Annotated in this window: 23 protein-coding genes; 12 read left to right on the forward strand and 11 right to left on the reverse strand. The window is 68.7% G+C overall.

The genetic code is table 11. The features are described from left to right. Positions 1-28 precede the first annotated feature (28 nt). Together B1790_RS29370 and B1790_RS29375 are read left to right on the forward strand one after the other, a co-directional pair. Positions 29-670, forward strand: a complete 642-nt coding sequence (locus B1790_RS29370; protein ID WP_079926898.1) for a TetR/AcrR family transcriptional regulator — start codon at positions 29-31, stop codon at positions 668-670. Continuing rightward, positions 655-1,308, forward strand: coding sequence for an enoyl-CoA hydratase-related protein (locus B1790_RS29375; protein WP_079926816.1), 654 nt, complete (start codon positions 655-657; stop codon positions 1,306-1,308). Before B1790_RS29370 ends, B1790_RS29375 begins: the two co-directional genes overlap by 16 nt. 1 nt (position 1,309) lies before the next feature. On the opposite strand, the gene B1790_RS29380 is transcribed toward B1790_RS29375, so the two are convergent. Continuing rightward, on the reverse strand, positions 1,310-2,044 hold the full coding sequence (locus B1790_RS29380) for a YqjF family protein (RefSeq protein WP_233165374.1): 735 nt from the start codon (positions 2,042-2,044) through the stop codon (positions 1,310-1,312). Positions 2,045-2,060: 16 nt separating this feature from the next. Beyond that, positions 2,061-2,279 (reverse strand): DUF3072 domain-containing protein, encoded by a 219-nt coding sequence (locus B1790_RS29385; RefSeq protein ID WP_079926899.1) that lies wholly within the window; start codon positions 2,277-2,279, stop codon positions 2,061-2,063. A gap of 167 nt (positions 2,280-2,446) precedes the next feature. On the opposite strand from B1790_RS29385, the gene B1790_RS29390 reads away from it, so the two are divergent. Both B1790_RS29390 and B1790_RS29395 read left to right on the forward strand, forming a co-directional pair. Further along, positions 2,447-2,599, forward strand: coding sequence for a CDGSH iron-sulfur domain-containing protein (locus B1790_RS29390; RefSeq protein WP_079926900.1), 153 nt, complete (start codon positions 2,447-2,449; stop codon positions 2,597-2,599). 113 nt (positions 2,600-2,712) lie between these two features. Next, positions 2,713-3,672, forward strand: a complete 960-nt coding sequence (locus tag B1790_RS29395) for a ferritin-like domain-containing protein (protein WP_079926818.1) — start codon at positions 2,713-2,715, stop codon at positions 3,670-3,672. A gap of 54 nt (positions 3,673-3,726) precedes the next feature. On the opposite strand, the gene B1790_RS29400 is transcribed toward B1790_RS29395, so the two are convergent. Then, positions 3,727-4,836 (reverse strand): aldo/keto reductase, encoded by a 1,110-nt coding sequence (locus B1790_RS29400; RefSeq protein ID WP_079926819.1) that lies wholly within the window; start codon positions 4,834-4,836, stop codon positions 3,727-3,729. 100 nt (positions 4,837-4,936) lie between these two features. Between B1790_RS29400 and B1790_RS29405 the strand changes: the two genes are divergently transcribed. Together B1790_RS29405 and B1790_RS29410 are read left to right on the forward strand one after the other, a co-directional pair. Further along, a complete protein-coding gene (locus B1790_RS29405) occupies positions 4,937-5,764 on the forward strand; it encodes an arginase family protein (protein WP_079926901.1) in 828 nt (275 codons plus the stop codon). Between the two features lie 12 nt (positions 5,765-5,776). Continuing rightward, complete coding sequence (locus B1790_RS29410) at positions 5,777-6,154, forward strand: hypothetical protein (protein WP_142271565.1); 378 nt, start codon at positions 5,777-5,779, stop codon at positions 6,152-6,154. Here the strand turns inward: B1790_RS29410 and B1790_RS29415 are convergent. Genes B1790_RS29415 through B1790_RS29425 form a run of 3 tightly spaced genes read right to left on the reverse strand, consistent with a single transcriptional unit; the run spans position 6,151 to position 8,292 of the window. Further along, a complete protein-coding gene (locus B1790_RS29415) occupies positions 6,151-6,834 on the reverse strand; it encodes a hypothetical protein (RefSeq protein WP_056552344.1) in 684 nt (227 codons plus the stop codon). The two genes, B1790_RS29410 and B1790_RS29415, sit on opposite strands and share 4 nt — an antisense overlap. A 38-nt stretch (positions 6,835-6,872) precedes the next feature. Continuing rightward, complete coding sequence (locus tag B1790_RS29420; protein WP_056552341.1) at positions 6,873-7,577, reverse strand: MspA family porin; 705 nt, start codon at positions 7,575-7,577, stop codon at positions 6,873-6,875. 37 nt (positions 7,578-7,614) lie between these two features. Then, on the reverse strand, positions 7,615-8,292 hold the full coding sequence (locus tag B1790_RS29425; RefSeq protein ID WP_079926821.1) for an MspA family porin: 678 nt from the start codon (positions 8,290-8,292) through the stop codon (positions 7,615-7,617). Positions 8,293-8,645: 353 nt separating this feature from the next. Between B1790_RS29425 and B1790_RS29430 the strand changes: the two genes are divergently transcribed. Next, complete coding sequence (locus tag B1790_RS29430; RefSeq protein WP_233165375.1) at positions 8,646-9,167, forward strand: hypothetical protein; 522 nt, start codon at positions 8,646-8,648, stop codon at positions 9,165-9,167. Between the two features lie 9 nt (positions 9,168-9,176). After that, complete coding sequence (locus B1790_RS29435; RefSeq protein ID WP_079926823.1) at positions 9,177-9,857, forward strand: sensor domain-containing protein; 681 nt, start codon at positions 9,177-9,179, stop codon at positions 9,855-9,857. Positions 9,858-9,861: 4 nt separating this feature from the next. Here the strand turns inward: B1790_RS29435 and B1790_RS29440 are convergent, their stop codons facing one another. Next, on the reverse strand, positions 9,862-10,191 hold the full coding sequence (locus B1790_RS29440; RefSeq protein WP_079926824.1) for a hypothetical protein: 330 nt from the start codon (positions 10,189-10,191) through the stop codon (positions 9,862-9,864). 193 nt (positions 10,192-10,384) lie between these two features. On the opposite strand from B1790_RS29440, the gene kasB reads away from it, so the two are divergent. Then, positions 10,385-11,662, forward strand: a complete 1,278-nt coding sequence (gene kasB, locus B1790_RS29445; RefSeq protein WP_079926903.1) for a 3-oxoacyl-ACP synthase KasB — start codon at positions 10,385-10,387, stop codon at positions 11,660-11,662. Positions 11,663-11,711: 49 nt separating this feature from the next. Further along, the gene (hadC, locus tag B1790_RS29450) at positions 11,712-12,182 is read left to right on the forward strand and encodes a (3R)-hydroxyacyl-ACP dehydratase subunit HadC (RefSeq protein ID WP_079926825.1); all 471 of its coding nucleotides are present in this window, start codon (positions 11,712-11,714) and stop codon (positions 12,180-12,182) included. Here hadC and B1790_RS29455 read toward each other — a convergent pair. After that, positions 12,179-13,417: a thiolase family protein gene (locus B1790_RS29455; protein ID WP_079926826.1), complete on the reverse strand. Its 1,239-nt coding sequence runs from the start codon at positions 13,415-13,417 to the stop codon at positions 12,179-12,181. The genes hadC and B1790_RS29455 overlap by 4 nt on opposite strands. A 75-nt stretch (positions 13,418-13,492) precedes the next feature. Between B1790_RS29455 and B1790_RS29460 the strand changes: the two genes are divergently transcribed. Continuing rightward, positions 13,493-14,287 (forward strand): SDR family oxidoreductase, encoded by a 795-nt coding sequence (locus B1790_RS29460; protein WP_079926827.1) that lies wholly within the window; start codon positions 13,493-13,495, stop codon positions 14,285-14,287. Positions 14,288-14,322: 35 nt separating this feature from the next. On the opposite strand, the gene B1790_RS29465 is transcribed toward B1790_RS29460, so the two are convergent. Beyond that, positions 14,323-14,703 (reverse strand): DUF1622 domain-containing protein, encoded by a 381-nt coding sequence (locus B1790_RS29465; RefSeq protein WP_079926828.1) that lies wholly within the window; start codon positions 14,701-14,703, stop codon positions 14,323-14,325. Between the two features lie 35 nt (positions 14,704-14,738). Between B1790_RS29465 and B1790_RS29470 the strand changes: the two genes are divergently transcribed. Then, entirely contained in the window at positions 14,739-15,698 is a 960-nt protein-coding gene (locus tag B1790_RS29470; protein WP_079926904.1) for a DNA polymerase domain-containing protein, read from the forward strand. Between the two features lie 9 nt (positions 15,699-15,707). On the opposite strand, the gene B1790_RS29475 is transcribed toward B1790_RS29470, so the two are convergent. Together B1790_RS29475 and B1790_RS29480 are read right to left on the reverse strand one after the other, a co-directional pair. Next, positions 15,708-17,969, reverse strand: a complete 2,262-nt coding sequence (locus B1790_RS29475; protein ID WP_079926829.1) for a PGRS repeat-containing protein — start codon at positions 17,967-17,969, stop codon at positions 15,708-15,710. A gap of 130 nt (positions 17,970-18,099) precedes the next feature. After that, complete coding sequence (locus B1790_RS29480; protein WP_079926830.1) at positions 18,100-19,497, reverse strand: NAD-dependent succinate-semialdehyde dehydrogenase; 1,398 nt, start codon at positions 19,495-19,497, stop codon at positions 18,100-18,102. Positions 19,498-19,512 lie beyond the last annotated feature (15 nt).

Raw genomic sequence — 19,512 nt, forward strand, 5'->3', positions numbered from 1 at the left:
AGAGCAATTGCTCTGTTATCTTTTCGGCGTGCCTCGCCCCCGGATCCACGACCGTGACACGGTCCTGGACGCAGCCGAGTCGCTCGCCGTCCGGACCGGCCCGGCGGGTGTCACCACCCGAGCGGTCGCCGCCACCGCGGGCACGTCCAACGGCGCGATCTACCACAGCTTTCGGTCCAGGGGCGACCTGCTCGCGCAGACCTGGCTCCGCGCCGCCCGCGCCTTCCTCGACGTCCAAAACCAGTTGGTGGAGTCGGCTCTCGCCGAGGACGGCGCCGATCCGGTGTCGGCCGTCGTAGCAGCGGCCGACGCACCCGCGGTGTTCTTCGGTCTCCATCCGCAGTCCTCGCGCCTGCTCCTACGGGTCGACCGCGACCAACTGCTCGGCGACGACCTGCCCGACGACGTGGTCGCCGACCTTGCCGAGTTGGACCGCGCCCTGATCGGGTTGATGATTCGTCTTTCGACGCACCTGTGGAACCGCAAGGACGCCAAGGCCGTCGACGCGATCACGCTGTGCATCGTCGACCTGCCCACCGCGATTCTGCTGTCTCGCAACAGGATCGAAGATCCGTGGGCCCGCAACCAACTCACGTCGGCGGTACGCGCAGTGCTCGCCGACGGCCCGCCGCCCCCACCAACGAGGAGCAATCCATGCCCATCACCGTGACCTACACCGACGCGATCGCCGTCCTCGATCTCGGCGACGACGAGAACCGGTTCTCGCTCGGCGCGCTCGACGACATCGAGGGCCTGCTCGACGACGTCGTCTCCTCCGGGGCCGGCGGCCTGGTCACCACGGGCACCGGCAAGTTCTACTCCAACGGCCTCGACCTCGACTGGCTGCTGTCGCACGGCGACCAGATGCAGTCCTACGTCGGACGCGTGCACGCCCTCTTCGCCCGTGTGCTGACGTGCCCGATGCCGACCGCCGCCGCACTCAACGGGCACGCCTTCGGCGCAGGCGCCATGCTCGCGATGGCCCACGACTTCCGCGTCATGCGCGCCGATCGAGGCTTCTTCTGCTTTCCCGAGGTCGACATCCGCATCCCGTTCACCCCGGGCATGGCCGCGTTGATCCAGGCCAAGCTCACCCCCGCGGCCGCCGTGGCGTCGATGACCACCGGGCGCCGGTTCGGCGGCGGCGACGCACTGCACTTCGGCATCGTCGACGCGACCGCCGCCGAGGGTTCCGTCGTCGACGACGCGGTCGCCTCGCTCGGGCCGCTTGGCGGCAAGGACCCGGGCACCCTCGGCTCCATCAAGCAGACGATGTACGGCCCCGCCATCGCGGCGCTGGCATCCTGAGTTACAGCATCGTCGGCCTGCCGAAGCTCGCCAGCACCCCCGGCGAATACAGCCCGCGTAGACGCTCCCCCGTGGGCTCCACCCCGGCGGCGGCGACCAAGTCGTCGGTCAGCTCGACGATCCTGGCCGAGTGAAGTGGAAACGGCACGTGCTCGTTGGGAACCCACCACGTGCGGCCGCCCTTGCGGGTGTGCGCGCCCCATCGGGCGGTCAACCACGTCTCCAGCGGCGTCGGCTCGACGACGGGCCCCACCTCAATGCCGACCCTGCAGCGCAATCCGCGGTGCGGCAGCAGGCGCACGCTGTCGTAGGTGATGCGGCGACCGTCGCGGGTCAACCGCATCTTCGCCCACGTGTACGGCGTGCCTAGCGCCGTGCGGGTAACCGGCACGACGGCCAGCCGCGCGGTCTCCAATGAACGGAAGAGCACGCCGCGCCTGCCGTTGTCGTCGACGGAGTAGAGCCGCACATTGGTCTCGAGGAAGCGGCCGAAGTACGGAATGGCACGCGGAAAGCCCAGCGACAGTTGGCTCATCGCAAACGGCACCAAACCCACGCACGTCTGCCCGTCGCCGAAGACGTCGGGCCGGGCGCCGTCGGGAAACATGTGCGCGACGGCGCCCGGGTCGACCGGCCAGTGCACGAAGGTCAGGTCACCCCAGAACTGGCGCGTGAACACCGGCCGCGGCAGAGCGGGCGCGGTGACGGCGAATCCCTCGGGCAACGATTCCGGCACACTGCCAATCGTGTCACTAACTGCTGGCGCCGCGGCCGGTCTGTTGCTGCAGTTCGTCGATCATGTCCGACGCGGCCGCCTTGGTCAGGTCGTCGGGCACCTCCCGCCCGGCTTCCTGGGCCAACGTGTTCAGATAACTGCGCTGCGGACCGGTCATCGGCTCGTCACCGGTAACCCATTCCGACGTGTCCTTCTCAGCGGTTTCGTTCGGCGCCTGTTGCGCATCGTCGCTCACTGACATCACCTCCACGCTGGGAATATCCGTCGCACGTCTGTTCGAAACCTGCCGCGAGCAGTTTCCCGTGCCTCGCACAGGGGCATCCCCGAACAGTGCCGACCGACGAGGAACCCGCCACCCCCGACAAGGACGTCAGGCTCGTCCGCCTGACGGCGGGCGGTCCCATGATGGTGCAGGGTCCGGTACGCGTCGAGACGCCCGACGGGTCGGCCGTCGAATCCGATCGGTTCATGGTGGCGATCTGCACCTGTCGACGCAGCAAGACCTATCCGCTGTGCGACACCAGTCACCGCAAGAAACGCCGTCCGACCCCCTGAGACCTGGCCCACAATGCCGCGTCGAGGCGATTACCAGATCGTGCGACGGGTACGCAACTTGGGTAGGTGCACCCCGCGCCGAGACACATCAACGCCGAAGGGGCGAACCCAATATGACCATCACCACCAATACCTTGATCGCACAGTTGCGTGCGCTGCTCGACCTGACCAACACCGAGATTCAGGTTGCCGAGACCCGCGTTGCCCAGGCCCGCACCGAGGCCGTCCGACGCGAACTGACTCAGAATGCCCAGAACGGTCGCGACCGCGCCGAGGCCATCGAGAAGGCGATCCGCCAGCTTGGCGGCCGTCCCGACGTCATCGGTCCGTTCCTGGGCCGTGCCGCCGCCGCCGTCAAGGCCCTCACCGAGCAGGCGCAGCCGTTCGACGAGGCGCTGCTCGGCGATCTCGCGCTCGAGCACCAGCTGTTCGATCGCGCGCGCTACGTGAAGGCGCTCGCCGTCGCCGCCCAGGAGTCCGACGTCGAGGCGCTCGCGTCACGGCTCATCACCGCCCACGCGGCGACCGTCGACTGGCTGACCACCGTTCTCGCCGAAGACGCCCTCGGCGGACCGGCCGCTCTGCGCCGGACCCCGCTGCAGGCCGCCGCCGGAACCGCCATCCAACTGGTGAACGTGCCGGTCAACTGGTCGGTTCGCAGCTTGGACAAGGCCGTGGACACCGTGCGTGCCACGCCGCTGGCCGTCAGCGAATTGATCAACCGCGGCAAGCGCGTTGGCGACGTCGCCAGCAAGACCGTGTCGGCGTCGCGGGACGCCGCACTCGAGACCGCGGAAGCCGTCATCCGCGAGGGCGGCGCGGAGCGTGCCGCCGACGTCCTGCACTCCGCGCGCACCGCCACGGGCTCGCTCGACTCGAGCGAACTGCCGGTCGACGGCTACGACGAGCTGAACGTATCCGAGGCCGTCAGCGAGATCAAGGCGTTGACCAACCCCGCCGACGTCCGCGCGATCCTCGCCTACGAAGAGGCTCACAAGGCCCGTCAGGGTGTCGTGTCGGCAGCCCAGACCCGCATCGCCGGCATCGCTCAGGAAGTCGTCGGCATCAGCTGACCCATGCACGTGCGAAGCCCCGTGGTCCGTCGGATCGCGGGGCTTCGTCGTACGTCATGTGTTGTCCGGCAACCAGTTTCGGATGGCAGGTCGATAGCCTGCCGGCTGGTCGCCGACCTTGACACCCGGACTGATCAGTTGACCCTGGTATTCGGGAGTGAACATCCGGTACACCGACTCGGGCGCCACGGCGCTTGCCTCGTCGAGTTTCGCCCGCAGCTCGGCAGGCAGTTCGAAGTCAAGTGCCGCCATGGTGGACCCGAGCTGATCGGAACTGCTCGCCCCGACGATCGCCGAGGAGATGCCGGGCTGGGTGGCCACCCAGTTGACGGCGACCTGCGCCATCGTCACACCCAACTCGTCGGCCACCGTCTCCAGCGGTTCGAGCAGTTGCCAATCCCTTTCCGTCAGTGGAAGACCCGACCCGCCAGGAGTACTCAACCGGCCGTCGCCGGTGATTCCATGCGTGGAGTCGTGGCGGTACTTGCCGCTGAGGAAGCCACCACCGAGCGGGCTCCACGCCGTGAGTCCTAGGCCGAGCGTCTGCGCCATCGGGACGTGTTCCACCTCGATCTGACGTTCCACCAGCGAGTACGGCAATTGCAAGTTGATCATCGGCGGCGACGATTGCGCCCTCGCCAACGTCTGCGCCTGCGCCGCATACCAACTCGGCACGTCCGACAAGCCGGCGTAGCGAATCTTGCCCGCCCGCACCAGATCGTCGAACGTGCGCAGGACCTCCTCGACCGGTGTCAGCCGATCCCAGGTGTGCAGCAGGAACAGGTCTACGTAGTCAGTTCGCAAGCGGCGCAACGAGTCCTCGAGGGCACGGATCATGTGCTTGCGGCCGTTGCCACCCGCATTCGGGTCACCGGGGGCCACGCTGTTGGTGAACTTGGTGGTCAGCACCACCCGGTCGCGCACCTTGGCCTCGGCGATGAGCGTGCCCAGGATCGTCTCGCTCTCACCGGCGGTGTAGAAGTCCGCGGTGTCGACGAAGTTCCCGCCGTCCTCGAGGTAGCGACGGAAGATGGGCCGACTCTCGTCGAGGGACTTGCCGTAGGCGGCGTGATAGCCGCCGGTGCCGAAGTTCATGGTGCCCAACGCCAGGCGGCTCACGCGAAGGCCCGACGTGCCGAGAAGGTAGTACTGATCGAGTGCCATGACGTCAGCCTGCCCATCCAAAAATGGACCCGCAAGTCCACAATTACCAGGCGTTTTAATGCGTGGCGCCGCGCACGACGCGATCACTAGCATTCCCGACATGTCGGCACGCGATCTCGGGCTCTTGGTGTTCGTCGGACCCACCGGTGACCACAACGACCGCGGCATGGCGGGTGCGCCGATCGTCGGCCAAGAGCTGAGCCGGCGCCTCGGTCTCGAGCCGACCGTAATCGGCGAACCACGACCGGCGACCTCGGCCCCGTGGGAGCAGGCCCTGCCCGCCGCCCTTCCCGGGCTCACCGAGTTACGAGATGCCCACGGCCACATGCTGTCTCGGGGCCACGTGCCGGTGCTGGCGGCGTCGCGATGTGCCGCGTCCCTGGCGACGTTGCCAAACGTCGCCACGCTGCGCCCGGATGCCGTCGTGGTGTGGTTCGACGCCCACGCCGATCTCAACACCCCGGCCGGCTCGACGACCGGTTACCTCGGCGGGCTGGTCCTCAGCGCGGCCGTCGGCTGGTGGGACTCCGGTCTGGGGTCAGGGCTAGTGCCCGACCGCATCGTGCTTGGCGGGACTCGTGATCTGGACCCTCCCGAGCAGGCCCTCGTCGACGAGGGAACCGTCAAGCTCGCCGCAGGCCCGCACCTGATGGACCGGCTCGACCACTACGTCGGCGACGCACCCGTCTACTTCCACCTCGACTGCGACGTCCTCGAACCGGGCACGGTGCCCACCGACTACCGCGTGCCGGGCGGGCTCGACCTCGACGCCCTGGCCGCCGTCGCCCGTCGCCTGGGCCGCAATGACGTCGTCGGCGTCGAGATCGCCGAGTTCGAAGCCGCCGACCCCGACGACCACACCGACTACGTCCGACCACTGGTGGACGCCCTGATGCCGCTATGGGCGCCGGCGAACACGCCCCTCTGATAGAAAGCAGAGATGGCAGTCACCAGCAGGTCCCGCAAGAGACGTCACCGGCTAGTGCTGCCCGCCGTTGCCCTCGCGTGCCTGGCGGCACCGAGCGGCGTCGCGCACGCCTCGCCCGTCTTCGACGTGGACGCCTACGCCCAATGCACCACGACGGCGCCCCCTCCTGACCAGGACGTCGACGGTTTCGTCAGCGCGTGCTGCCTCCAATATGCGGGCGTTCCAGCCCCCACCAGGTTCGGCATGGGCTGCGCCGCACCGATGAGAGCCGACGCGGGCCCCGACGAGCGGCCGCTGATCGTGCTCCCGTCGCGAGCCCTTCCCGACGAGCAGGCCGACGCCGACCTCAACGGTCTGATCGACATGCCCGTCCCCGAGCCGCGGCCCTAACCCGCAGGCGGCGGGGGCGGAGGCGGCAGGATGAGGCCGGGAGGCGGCGTCGGACCGTCCGCCGGGTCCGGCAGGAACTGCACCAATCCCGGTGGGATGACGGTCCCTGGCGGGGGTGCGGTACCCGGCAGCGGCTCACCGAGCTGCTGCTGCGGGGCCTGCCCGAGCCCGCCGTAGGTTCTGCCGTCGCGCTGCAAGTCGATCCACCGGCCAAACCAGATCCCCTTGCGGACGTCAGCGTTCTCGTCGCCCGGCGCGACCCCAAACTGAGTCCCCTGCCCCGGCGCCGACGGCACGTCGTTGAGTTGCTGAGCACCGTAGCCGTTGTTGAACACGTTGAGGTTCGGCACGGCGCCCGTGCCGCCGTTGGGTGCCTCGGGGACCGGGTTCTGGCCCAGCAGGCTGTTCTGGTCGAGGCCCACGACCGACGGGGCGCCGAGTGCACCGGGCACCGCAGGCGCGTTGTTCTGCGCCAGCACGTCGAGCCCCGTCGGACCCAGCGCCCCAAGCCCTGGCACCGTTGGCCCAGGAGGCGGTGGGAGGGCGGGGTCCCCGGGAACCGGAAGCGGTTCGGGGGGAAGGTCGTCGGCCACGGCGGTCGCCGGGAAGGCGACCGCCGCTCCGACGGCAGCCAGGCCACACACCGTGGCGACGATGCGATGTCGGTCAATCATTGCCATGTGCCTCGTCCTTGGTGTGGTAGCCGGAAGGTGTTGCGTCAGACGGACTTCGTGATGCCGTAGTAGGCCACCACGTCGTCGGTGTCCGTCGTCGAGCTCGTCAGCGTGGCGTAGGACCGCAGGAACGACTGTCCGACACACCCGTCGACCTTGACGTGGGTGTCCTTCAGCGTCACGCGCACCGGGGCTGCCTTGAACGTCTTCTTGTCCACGGCCACCGTCGACACCGTGCCCGGCTTGGGGTGGATCTCGATGGTGCCCGACAGCGGGAACGACACGCTACCGAGGCCGACGCCGTTGAGGGCGCCGCCTGCGGTGTTGAGTCCCACGCCGACGTTGATGCCGGCCTGGCCGATGAGGCGGACCTGGCCCAGCTCGATGCCGCAGCCGATCTGGTAGCCCGCCTCCAGCGTGCCACCGGCCAGCGTGGTCTTGCCCTTGCCGGTGACGGTGCCGGTGAACGTGCCGCCAACCAGGTATTCACGGGACGACAGCGCCGTGGTCAGCGGTGCGACGGGAAGTTCGGACTCGTTGGTCGCGGCGACGGTCAGGGTCCAGCCGTCCGGGGTGGTGACGACACCAGGCTCGGACGAGCCGACGATCCCGTTGTCCGGCAACGGACCTGGGTCACCGACCGGGGCGACGGCGGGGTCCGGCGGTGGCGGGTCGGCCAGGGCGACGGGCGCGGCGCCCATCGAGAACAGCATGCAAGCCGTAGCCAGCAGGGCAACACGATTCAACATGGCAAAGCCTTTCGAGTTCGGGGAGGGCGGCTGGCTGCTAGACGGACTTGGTGACGCCGAGGTAGGTGATGACGTCGTCGGTGTTGTCGGTCGAGCTGGTCAGCGTGGCGTAGGAGCGGATGAACGACTGTCCCGCGCACTGGTCGGTCTTGACGCGCACCCCGGTGAGGGTGATGCGGGTCGAGGTTCCCTTGAAGGACTTCTTGTCCAGCGCCACGGTGGTGACGGTGCCCGGCTTCAGATACACCTTGCCCTGCAGGCTGATTCCCGCGCTGAACGAGGGGGCACCCAATGCTCCGAAACCGGGCGTGATGCTCGCGCCCGGGTTGATCTCGGTCTCGTCGGAGATGATGCCGCAGCCGATCTGCTCGCCGGCTTCCATCGTGCCGCCGGCCAGCTTCGTCTTGCCGCCACCGGTGATCGTTCCGGTGAACGTTCCCGAGATGAGGTACTCGCGAGACGAGATGGCGGTAGTCAGCGGGGCCACCGGCAGCTGCGTCTCGTTGCTTCCGACGACGTTGAGCGTCCAGCCGTCGGGGGTGGTCAGGATTCCCGGGGCTGCCGACGGAACGCCGCCGTTGTCCGGTGGGGGGACGGGGGCGCCAACGGGCTGCACGGCGGGGTCCGGTGCCGGCGGATCGGCGAGCGCTACGGGCGCCGTCCCGACCGGGATGGCAATGCAAATAGCTGCCAGCGTCGCAAAACGGTTCAACATGAGTGAATCGGCGCCTCTCGTGGTCGAAATCTCAAGCAGATAACGGATCTGTCGCGGCGAAGCATCCAATGGTCGGGTTTCCACGCGGTGAACGGAAGGCCAACGGTTGCCGCCGCGTTTCCGTCCAGCGTGCGCCGTCACGAAGGCCCCGAAAGCGTTGAGTCACAGGCAATTACGTTCCCGGGAATCTCACAGCCCGGGTTGGTCGGATGGATCGGCGTTGGACGGCGGGCGTTGGTCGGCCGTTCACCAGCTGGACGCTTGACTGGCCAACGGTGGCCGTTGGCACCCGAAAGACGGGATCGTCGGCCTTCCCTGGTTCGACTGCGACACCGACCACCTTGGAGGAAGCCTTGACGTCATCCAGCGCATGGACGCGAGCCGCAGCGGCATCGGCGATCTGCCTCGGCATGGGATTCGCCCCTGCACCAACCGCTTTCGCCGACGACACCGCGCCTCCGGACCCCGGAGTGCAGGTCGACGCCGCTCCGGTGTCGGACGACGCCGCCCCGGCCGCCGTCGTGGCATGCGGGAACTTCGCTCAGGCACTCGACGGCGCGGCTACCTACTACGGCGAGTTCTCCGACTCGTTCGAGGGCTCCAACTACAACGACCCGGCCGTGCAGAGCAGCAACGAGGTCGGCAGGACCGCCCTGCGCCAAGCCGCCGGTGTCGCGATGGACTCAGCGGGCACGCCCGGACTGGACCCCAACGTGGCCAACCCGATGCGCGCCTGGTCAGCCGACGCCACCAAGCTCCTCCTCAAGATGGCACTGCGCATTCCCGGCGACAGCTTGAACACGACGGCGACCGAGATGAACAACGACGCCACCGCCGCCCAGGAGGCCTGCGCTGCGGCAGGCACACATGCCTGACGTCCGTTGATGCGTTTCATCGCAACGGTTTTCGCATTCGCCACGACATTGACCCTAGCGGCGTGCGCGAATCAGACCACGTCGCCACCCAAGCTGCCGGAACTGGTACCCGCCAACGCACTCGACGCGGCGTTGCTCACCGTCGGCGAGGTCGACTCCGCAATGGGGACAACGGGAATGGTCGCGCACCCACGCGTCGACGCGATGAGCGACCACCGCAATCTGCTCCCCAATTTGAATTGCCTTGGCATCTGGCAGGTCAACGAAGCCGGTGTCTACGGCAAGGACGGCTGGATCGCTCTGCGCCAGGAGCTGTTGCGATCACCGGACACCGACAACTGGCAGAACCTGGTCGTGCAGTCGGTCGTCAACTACCCCTCCACCGACGCCGCCCGCGACTTCTTCACCCAGTCGGCGGACCGCTGGTCGAAGTGCACCGACCACAACGTCAACATCACCCTCAACGACCAGCCGTTGCCCAGGTGGCGAAGCGGTGCGCTCACCAAGACCGACACCGAACTCGCCATCCCGTTCACCAGGGGTGACGCCATCGGGGTCGCGTCTTGCCAGCGCGTGCTGAAGGTCGAGAACAACGTGATCGTCGACGTCCAGGCGTGCACCAGAGACGCCTCCACCGGTTCCAAGGCCGCCACCGTGGCCGACCAGATCGCGGCGAAGCTGCCCCGGTAGGCGACTAGCCGAGCCCCGCCCCGAACCTGAATCCACCGTCGTCCCCGTTGGGGCACGCGACGTCGACGTAGACGGTGGTGAAGGTGCCGTCGGTCGGTGCGATGTCACCGGGGTTGTTCACCCCCGTCACCCGGCAGTCCGACAACGGCTTGGTGTCGAACCCGGTGACCCAGTTGATCGACACGTTGTACCCCTGAGCCTGCAAGTCGGCGACGACGGTGTCGGCGGCACGACCACTGTATGACGACGGGTCGGCGGCCGCGGCCGGCGCACAGCCGAGCGCCCCCGCCACAGCAAAGGCCGCCCACACGCCGTACCGCGGCAAATCGACCATGTTTCGACGGTACGCCGCGCACCTGGATACGCGCAGCTCAAGCATCCAGGTGCGCCGACAAGGCGAGTTGTATAAGATTCCTAAGAGCCGCGTGGCGCTGTCGGATCCAATCCCAGCCCGGCGTGCCGCGGAGCATTCCGCAGGTCCAGCAGAGGGCCAGCCACTCGTGTACTTCATCGTGGGGGTCTCTCTCGTGTCGACGTCAGTCAACTCGTCCCAAGTCGCCGGTCTGAGCACCGGAAACGGTCTTCCAAACGTCGTCGTCACCGGTATCGCCATGACGACCTCGGTCGCCGCAGGCGCCGACGACACCTGGAAGGCCCTGCTCGACGGGCAGAGCGGCATCCGCCTGCTCGACGACCCCTACGTGGAGGAGTTCAACCTTCCCGTTCGCATCGGCGGTCACCTCCACGAGGACTTCGAGGCCGATCTGACCCGGATCGAGAAGCGGCGTCTGGGATACGTCCAGCGGATGTCCACCGTGCTGGGCCGACGGGTGTGGGAGAACGCCGGCAACCCCGAGGTCGACACCAACCGCCTGGCGGTGTCCATCGGAACGGGCATGGGTGCCACCGAGGCGCTGGTCTTCGCCTGGGACGACATGCGCGAGCGCGGCATGGCCGCCGTCTCGCCGCTGGCGGTCCAGATGTACATGCCCAACGGTCCCGCGGCCGCCGTCGGCCTGGACCGCCACGCCAAGGCGGGCGTCATCACGCCGGTGTCGGCGTGCGCGTCCGGCTCCGAGGGCATCGCCCAGGCGTGGCGGCAGATCGTCCTCGGTGAGGCCGACATCGCGGTGTGCGGTGGCGTCGAGAACCGGATCGAGGCGGTGCCGATCGCCGCGTTCGCGCAGATGCGCATCGTGTTGTCGAACACCAATGACGACCCTGCCGGCGCCTGCCGCCCCTTCGACGTCGACCGCAACGGCTTCGTCTTCGGCGAGGGCGGTGCCCTGATGGTCATCGAGACCGAGGAGCACGCGAAAGCCCGCGGCGCCAACATCATTGGCCGGCTGATGGGCGCCAGCATCACCTCCGACGGCTTCCACATCGTGGCGCCGGACCCCAACGGCGAACGCGCCGCCCACGCGATGACCCGCGCCGTCCAGCTGGCCGGACTCACACCGGGCGACATCGACCACGTCAACGCCCACGCCACCGGCACCAAGGTCGGCGACGTGGCCGAGGCGGCTGCCATCAACCGCGCCATCGGCAACTCCGCGGCGATCTATGCCCCCAAGTCGGCGCTAGGCCACTCGGTCGGTGCCGCGGGTGCCGTCGAATCGGTCCTCACCGTGATGGCACTGCGCGACGGCGTCGTCCCGCCCACCCTGAACCTTCAGAACCTGGACCCCGAGATCGACCTCGACGTCGTCGCGGGCGAACCCCGCCCCGGCAACTACGAGTACGCCATCAGCAACTCGTTCGGCTTCGGCGGACACAACGTGGCGCTCGCCTTCGGAAAGTACTGACCACCCCGGACGACCCAGAACCCCGTCGCGAGAGGCAGATTCGTAGTTCATGGCATTGAAGACCGACATCCGCGGGATGCATTACGAATACCCCGACTACTTCGAGGTGGGCCGCGAGAAGATCCGTGAGTTCGCCGCCGCCATCAAGTGCGACGATCCCGTCAGCCTCGACGAGAAGGCCGCCGCCGAACTGGGGTATCCCGGGCTGGTGGCTCCGGCGACGTTCATGACGCTGTTCGCCATCCTCGCGCAGAAGGGCTTCTTCCGGACCGTCGACGTGGGCCTGGAGTCGATGCAGATCGTGCAGGTCGACCAAAAGTTCGTCTACAAGCGGCCGGTGGTGGCGGGCGACCGGCTGTGGTGTCACTTCGACATCGTGTCCGTGCAGGAGCGGTTCGGCGCCGACATCGTCGTCAGCAAGAACACCTGCATCCACGACGACGGTGAGATCGTGATGGAGGCCTACACCACCCTGATGGGCCAACAGGGCGAGAACTCCGCGAAGATCGACTTCCTCTAAGCGGCGTTCGGGTTCTCCAGCACCAGTGCGACACCCTGGCCGGACCCGATGCAGACGCCGACGACGCCGTACCTCGCGTTGCGCTCGCGCAGTTCGGTGGCCAACGTCAAGACGTAACGCGTCCCGGTCGCCCCGAACGGATGTCCGATGGCGACCGCTCCCCCGTTGGGAGTCAGCTTCTCGTCGGGAACGACGAAGCCGTCCAACTGATTCGGCAGTTCCCGCAGTACGCCAAGCGCCTGGGCGCTGAACGCCTCGTGCACCTCCCACACGTCGATCTGATCGGGCGTCAGCCCGGCCCTCTTGATCGCGAGCGGAATCGCCCAGGCCGGCGCCAACCCCATGACGAGGGGGTCGATGCCGTACACGGCCGAGGAGACCACGCGCGCAAGCGGTTCCACGCCGAGTTCCGCGGCACGTTCCCCTGACGCGATCACGATCGCGCTGGCACCGTCGGTCAGCGGCGTCGAATTGGCTGCGGTCATCTGGGTGGTGCCCGGCTGAGCGGGCAGCTTCGCCAACGACTCGGCGGTGGTGTCGTCGCGGATGAACTCGTCGTGGGAGAAGACCACTTCCGGCGTCTTGCGGGTCGCCGCGATCGTCACCGGCATGATCTCCTTGGCCAACCGACCGGAATCACGGGCCGCCTTGGCATTTCGTTGCGACCGCAACGCGAACGCGTCGATCTCCTCGCGGGTCAACCCGTACCGGTCGGCGACGTTCTGGGCGGTCTCGATCATCGCGATGTAGGCGTTGCGGGCGAGCAGCGCGGGGTTGGGTGGCCCACCGGCGCCTGCCCACATCGTGTCCAGCATGAAGACCGGTCCCCTCGGGCTGAAGGCGGCGTCCCCCTTCATCAACGCCCACCCGGAGCGCGACATCGACTCGACGCCGCACGCCATGCCGACACCGAGATCACCCGCCTTGATCGCGTGGCTGACGTTGACCGTGGCGCTCAGCGACGACCCGCAGAAGCGGTTGATCGTCGACCCGGCGACGCTGTCGGGAAAGCCGGCCGCCAACGCCGCCCACCGGCCGACGTCGCCCATCCCCTCGTGGGCCGGGTTCACACACCCGGCGACGACGTCCTCGATCGCTCCCAGTTCGACACCCACCCGCTCGCAGGCGCCCTTCATCGTCATCCCGAGAAGGTCGTCGGTGCGGATGTGCGACAACGAACTTCCATAGCGCGCGAAGGGCGTCCGCACGCCACCGAGGATGAATGCGTCAGCCATTGGTTTAGCCTGGACCGATCTCGCGGCGGTGTCAACGGCGTCGACGCTCTCCCCAACCGCTACGGAAGGCTACCCATGACCGACGGTCAAAGCACCACGCACGCACAGCTTTTCGACCTCACCGGCAAGCGGGCCCTAGTGACGGGTGGCACCAGGGGAATCGGACTGATGATCGCCCGCGGCCTGCTGCAGGCGGGAGCCCGCGTCGTCGTCAGCTCACGCAAGCCCGACGCCTGCGCCCAGGCAACCGAGGAACTCTCGGAGTTCGGGGACGTGGCGGCCATTCCCGCCGACCTCTCCACCCACGACGAATGTCGGCGCCTGGCCAGCCTGGTCACCGCTGATCTCGGCGGCCTCGACATCCTCGTCAACAACGCGGGGGCGACGTGGGGCGAGCCGCTGGAGACGTTCCCGGACGCCGCGTGGGACAAGGTGCTCGACCTCAACCTCAAGTCTCCCTTCTGGCTCGTCCAAGCGCTGCTGCCGGCACTCCGGGAGGCCGGGACCGCCGACGATCCCGCGCGCATCGTCAACGTCGGAAGCATCGACGGCATCCGCGTCAGCCAACTGCCCGTGTACTCCTACGCCAGCAGCAAGGCCGCGCTGCACCAGCTGACGCGCGTGCTCGCTCGCGAGCTCGGACCGCAACACATCACCGTCAACGCCGTGGCGCCAGGGCCGTTTCCGTCCAAGATGATGGCGGCGACGCTCGACGCGTTCGGCGACGCGATCGCGGCGTCGGCCCCACTCCGCCGCATCGGCAGGGCCGACGACATGGCCGGCGTCGCGGTGTTCCTGGCCAGCCGGGCCGGGTCGTATCTGACCGGGACGGTCATCCCAGTCGACGGCGGAATCGCGACGACGGCGTAGACACTCTTCCGCCCACTGCACGCATGTTTGCGGGGCTACTCGCGATTCGTGTTCGACATGCGTGCGGTCGACGACTCGCGGGGCTTCTTCTGCCACGGCCACCGACCGGTGATCTCGAGTTCGAGCGAGAAGCTGAGGAACGTCCGGATCGCCACGATGCCGGCGAGAACGGCCACGCTCTGCGCGTTCGGCGTGACTGCCACGGTGCGGATGATGTCGGCGGCGACCAGGAATTCCAGGCCAAGCAGGATCGTCCGCCCGAGCGTCTCCCGGAAGAAGCGGTAGGTGTCCGGCGACCTGCGGACGAGCCGGCCGACGGCAATGCCGCCCGCCACCACCGCACCGATGGCGATGATCGCCACCCCGACACCGTCGATGACCTTGCCGACCAGTTCGACGCTTTCGATGAACTCCACGACACCGACGCTAACCCTCGGGCAGCATGGCGGAGGTGGGAACCAGTGAGCAGCGCGACGGCGTGGACCTGACCAACCTCGACCAACCGCTGACCCCCGAAGCCAACGCCACCAAGCGCGACCTGGTCGACTACCTCGACGCCGTCGCGGACCGGCTGCTGCCCGGGCTGGTCGACCGCCCGCTCACCGTGTTGCGGGTGCTACGCGGCCGCGCACCGTTCATGCAGAAGAACGTGCCCAAGTACACCCCGGACTGGGTACGGACCACGTCGATCTGGGCGGAGGCGTCCCACCGCGAAGTGCACTACGCGCTGTGCGACGACCGCCGAACCCTGCTGTGGCTGGCCAACCAGCGCGCCGTCGAATATCACCCGACGCTGGGTCTCGCCGAGAACATCTACCGCCCAACACATTTGATCCTCGACCTCGACCCGCCGGCTGACGACGACTTCCCGGCGGTGGTCGCCGTGGCGCACTTGGTGCGCCAGGCGCTGGCCGACAGCGGGCTCTCCGGAGCGGTGAAGACCAGCGGCGCCAAGGGCATTCACGTCTTCGTCCCGGTCGACGACACCGCCCCGGTCGAGGACGTCGCCGCCGCGACCCGCGCCCTGGCCGCTCGCGCGGAGGCCCTCGACCCGACCATCGCCACCACCGCGTTCATCGTCGAGGACCGCGCAGGCAAGGTGTTCGTGGACTCGACGAGGGCCGGCGGCGCAACCGTCGCGGCGGCCTACAGCCCGCGCCTGCGGCCGGGGACACCGGTGTCGTTCCCGCTGGCCTGGTCCGACCTTGACCGCGTCTCTCCCACCGACTTCACCGTCCACACCGCGCTGGCCGCTCTCGACGGTAACGACCCGTGGGCCGAGTCGATGCCTGCGCCGCAACGACTTCCAACCGATCTCGTCGAGCAGGGGCGGACCATCCCCGTCGCGCGGGTCGCCGCCATGCACGAGGGCAAGCGCCGCGCGAAGGCCCGCCGCACCACGGCCGACTAGGAACGCCGCTCACAGGCCCCTGCCGTTGGCACCCGTAGCGCCAGGCTGACCGGCCGTTCCGGTGTCGCCCGTCTGCCCGGGGTTGCCAGCGGGACCGTCGGGTCCCGGCGTTCCGGTCTTGCCGTTGGAACCGTTCGCGCCCGCCGAACCGGCGTTCCCCGTCGTTCCGTTGGCGCCGGTCTTCCCGTCAGCGCCCGCCGAGCCGTTGGCGCCAGCCGTGCCGTTGCCTCCATGGGTTCCGGTATGACCGGGGACGCTGAACAGTCCACCCGCCCCTCCTGCGCCAGCCGCGCCACCGTCGCCAGCCGCGCCACCACTACCGGCCGCCCCACCCTGGCCGCCAGTGCCTCCCGCACCGCCACCGCCCGGTTGTCCTGCGGCCCCGCCACGGCTGCCGACGCCTGCGTCGCCAGCCACTCCGCCCGGGCCGCCCGTCCCGGCCAACCCCCCGGAGCCGCCGGCACCCCCTGCCCCCGCCAGGCCCGCCGCTCCGCCGTGCCCGCCGTGGCCGTCGGTGATCGCGAGATCGCGTCCGTCTCCGCCAGCGCCACCGTTTCCGCCGTTGCCACCGTCGGCTCCGGTACCGCCCTTGCCGCCGTTGCCACCCGCTCCCCCTGCGCCGCCATCGCCTGCGTCTCCCCCGTTGGCTCCGTTGCCACCGTTGCCCGCGTTGCCACCCGCGCCGCCGGTTCCGCCGTCCCCACCGCTGCCGCCGTTTCCACCGGTACCTCCGTCGGCGCCCACTCCACCGCTGCCGCCGCGACCTCCCACCCCGAAGCCCAGCCAGCTGGCCACGCCGCCCCGTCCGCCTGCTCCCGCCGCGATGCCAGGCGTGCCCGCGACGCCCGCCATGCCCGCGGTGCCCGCCTGTCCCGCGGTCCCTGACATGCCGTCGGTGCCCGAACCGGCAGGCGTCGCGTTCGTTCCGTCGCCGCCCCTCCCACCGGGGCCACCCGTGAGTCCGGCACCGCCCGGCCCTCCCGACACACCGGTGCTGCCGCGACCACCGTCGCCGCCGTCGCCTCCGGTGGCACGGAACGCAACTCCTGGCGCGGTGGCGTCACCGCCGTCACCACCATTTCCGCCGTTGCCGCCACCGGTACCGATGCCACCGCGACCACCGTTGCCGCCGTGCGCATTTCCGTTGCCGAAGCTGATGTCGAGGAATCCGTCGCCGCCGTCACCACCGGGGTTTCCGTCGAAGCCGTCCTGCCCGTTGAGGTGCCCGGGAATCACGACGCCCGGCGGGGTCGGGAAACCGGGCAGACCGTCCCAGCCCGCATCACCACCCTCGTTCACGCCGTTGGGACCATCGGGGCCGTTGCCGCCAGGACCACCCTGAACACCGTCGTCGCCGTTGCGGCCGGGGTTGCCGTCCGACCCGTTCCGACCGTCGGCTCCCTTCACGCCATCCGTCCCCTTCACGCCGTCGACGCCGTCGTCACCGTCGACGCCGCGGATCCCGTCGCCACCTCTTCCGCCTGCGCCACCGTTGCCGACCAACGCGAACGTTCCCGCGGCACCGCCGTCGCCTCCGCTGGCGCCCGCGCCGCCGTTGCCACCCGCACCACCGGTGCCGAAGAACAACCCCGCATTCCCGCCGACGCCGCCGGCAACACCCAATGTGGTTGAGTCACCGCCCCTTCCGCCGTCGCCCCACAGGCCTGCGTGGCCGCCACGGCCACCGTTCGCGCCGTCGCCACCGCTGCCGAACAGGATGCCGCCGTTGCCGCCGTTGCACTCATCACCGATGCAATCGGCCGCCGCGTCGGCACCGTTGCTGATGAAGACGCCGATGATCGACAGGATCGGATCGAATGGAGACATGCCGGCTCGCAGCGTCGCCACGCCGGGTCCTACGAGCGACCTCGACCGCTTGTTGGACGGAACGTCCTTGTCGGCCAACGTCTTCGAGACCGTGCCGATGCGACCTGATGCCGTGCGGACGACGATGATCTGGGTACGCACGGAGCCGACGCGAACCCGGGGAAGTGAGCTCGGGCCTCGCAGCCCGAGCGCTGGCGAAGACAGGCGACCAGTCAACGGCGACACCACGGCGGTCAGAACCGTGCCGCGGTCCGCGACGGGCTCGGGAATCAGAGCAGGGGGTACGCCGCCGAGCTCGACCGACTCTCGTTCCCCGACGATCTCGATCTCGATCCCGGTGCCGCCTGCCGCACTGGCGATGATCGCGCTCGCGGCGACGGCGGCCGCCAGCAGGGTGCGCCGGGTGTCCTTGCCACCGTGGGTGGTCTGGTGCCGAATGCTCATGTAACTGCCTCTGTTCGACGATCGCCGTGATTGGGTCACGACGATCGTCGAACGGGCACTAACCGCTCACTAGAGTGGCGGACTACTCGATTGGCCGGGGGGGACTACGCGTGCCCGGGCACGCGCACCGTCACTCGGCGACGAAGTACATCCGCTTGTTGACGAATTCGTCCATGCCGAGCGGACCGAGCTCGCGGCCGAAACCGCTGCGCTTCACCCCGCCGAACGGAACCTCCTGGCCCTCGTTGGCCGGCGTGTTGACGTTGGCCATGCCCGACTCGAGGCGCTGGGCGATCTTCTCCGCACGCTCGGTGTCGGTGCTGAACACCGCGCCACCGAGGCCGTAGTCGGAGTCGTTGGCCAGCTTGAGGGCCTCGTCGTCGCTGGACACCGAGTACACCACCGCCACGGGGCCGAACAGTTCCTCACGGTAGGCGCGCATCTCCGGGGTGATGCCGGTGAGCACCGCCGGGGAGTAGTAGGCCGCGGGGCCCTCGCCGAGCACGCCGCCGGCATGCAGCGTCGCCCCCTTGGAGACGGCGTCCCGTACCTGCTCGTCCAGGATCTCGGCGGCCTTGCGCGAGGACAGTGGGGCAAAGGTGCCGTCCGCCGACTCGGCCGGATCGCCGGGCTTGAGGTCCTTGGCCCGCTCGACGAGCTGCGCGACGAAGGGTTCGAAGATGTCCTCGGTGACGATCATGCGCTTGTTGGAGTTACAGGCCTGGCCGGTGTTGCCAATCCTGGTGTCCCACGCGAGGTCTGCCGACGCCTTGACGTCGTCGGAGTCCAGCACGACGTAGGCGTCGGAGCCACCGAGTTCGAGGACGCACTTCTTCAGATTCTTGCCGGCGATCGCCGCGACGACCGAGCCGGCACGCTCCGAGCCGGTGAGCGAGACGCCGACGACGCGACGGTCGCCGATGATCTTCTCGATCTGGTCGTAGGACGCAAAGATGTTGGTGTACACCCCCTTCGGGATTCCTGCTTCATCCATGATCTCCTGCACGGCGAGCGCCGACTTGGGCACCGACTCGGCGTGCTTGAGGATGATCGTGTTGCCCAGCACCAGGTTTGGGGCTGCGAACCGGGCGATCTGATAGAACGGGTAGTTCCACGGCATGATGCCCAGCAATGGCCCGATGGGCAGCCGCTGCACGTACGCCTTGCCCTTGGCGAAGGTCTTGATCTCCTGGTCGGCGGCCAGGTTCGGCCCCTCCGATGCGAAGTACTCGAAGATGTCGCCGCAGAAGTCGGCCTCGTCGACCGATTCCTGCAGTGGCTTGCCCATCTCCTCGGTGGCGATGGCGCCGAGGCGCGCGGAGTGCTCCTTGAACAGCTCGGCAACCCGGGTCACGATGCGGGCTCGCTCGGTGATCGGCAGGTCGCGCCAGGAGCGGAACGCCGCGTCGGACGCCGCCAGTGTGGACTCGATCTCGGCCTCGGTGGCGAAGTCGAACGACTCACCAACGTCGCCGGTGGCGGGATTGACCACCCGGTAGGTGGGCTGAGTCGAAACGGTCGCGGTCATGGTGGGAACTCCCTT

Source organism: Mycobacterium sp. AT1 (assembly GCF_002043095.1).
Classification (GTDB): Bacteria; Actinomycetota; Actinomycetes; order Mycobacteriales; family Mycobacteriaceae; genus Mycobacterium.

What these genes read in the sequence shown, in the direction of transcription:
- B1790_RS29410 (WP_142271565.1), top strand. Translation starts at nt 5,777, where the DNA reads ATGGCAGTCACCAGCAGGTCCCGCAAGAGACGTCACCGGCTAGTGCTG.
- B1790_RS29405 (WP_079926901.1), top strand. Translation starts at nt 4,937, where the DNA reads ATGTCGGCACGCGATCTCGGGCTCTTGGTGTTCGTCGGACCCACCGGT.
- hadC (WP_079926825.1), top strand. Translation starts at nt 11,712, where the DNA reads ATGGCATTGAAGACCGACATCCGCGGGATGCATTACGAATACCCCGAC.
- B1790_RS29480 (WP_079926830.1), bottom strand. Translation starts at nt 19,497, where the DNA reads ATGACCGCGACCGTTTCGACTCAGCCCACCTACCGGGTGGTCAATCCC.
- B1790_RS29390 (WP_079926900.1), top strand. Translation starts at nt 2,447, where the DNA reads ATGATGGTGCAGGGTCCGGTACGCGTCGAGACGCCCGACGGGTCGGCC.
- B1790_RS29395 (WP_079926818.1), top strand. Translation starts at nt 2,713, where the DNA reads ATGACCATCACCACCAATACCTTGATCGCACAGTTGCGTGCGCTGCTC.
- B1790_RS29440 (WP_079926824.1), bottom strand. Translation starts at nt 10,191, where the DNA reads ATGGTCGATTTGCCGCGGTACGGCGTGTGGGCGGCCTTTGCTGTGGCG.
- B1790_RS29420 (WP_056552341.1), bottom strand. Translation starts at nt 7,577, where the DNA reads ATGTTGAATCGTGTTGCCCTGCTGGCTACGGCTTGCATGCTGTTCTCG.
- B1790_RS29425 (WP_079926821.1), bottom strand. Translation starts at nt 8,292, where the DNA reads ATGTTGAACCGTTTTGCGACGCTGGCAGCTATTTGCATTGCCATCCCG.
- B1790_RS29475 (WP_079926829.1), bottom strand. Translation starts at nt 17,969, where the DNA reads ATGAGCATTCGGCACCAGACCACCCACGGTGGCAAGGACACCCGGCGC.
- B1790_RS29375 (WP_079926816.1), top strand. Translation starts at nt 655, where the DNA reads ATGCCCATCACCGTGACCTACACCGACGCGATCGCCGTCCTCGATCTC.
- B1790_RS29415 (WP_056552344.1), bottom strand. Translation starts at nt 6,834, where the DNA reads ATGGCAATGATTGACCGACATCGCATCGTCGCCACGGTGTGTGGCCTG.
- B1790_RS29400 (WP_079926819.1), bottom strand. Translation starts at nt 4,836, where the DNA reads ATGGCACTCGATCAGTACTACCTTCTCGGCACGTCGGGCCTTCGCGTG.
- B1790_RS29435 (WP_079926823.1), top strand. Translation starts at nt 9,177, where the DNA reads ATGCGTTTCATCGCAACGGTTTTCGCATTCGCCACGACATTGACCCTA.
- B1790_RS29460 (WP_079926827.1), top strand. Translation starts at nt 13,493, where the DNA reads ATGACCGACGGTCAAAGCACCACGCACGCACAGCTTTTCGACCTCACC.
- B1790_RS29455 (WP_079926826.1), bottom strand. Translation starts at nt 13,417, where the DNA reads ATGGCTGACGCATTCATCCTCGGTGGCGTGCGGACGCCCTTCGCGCGC.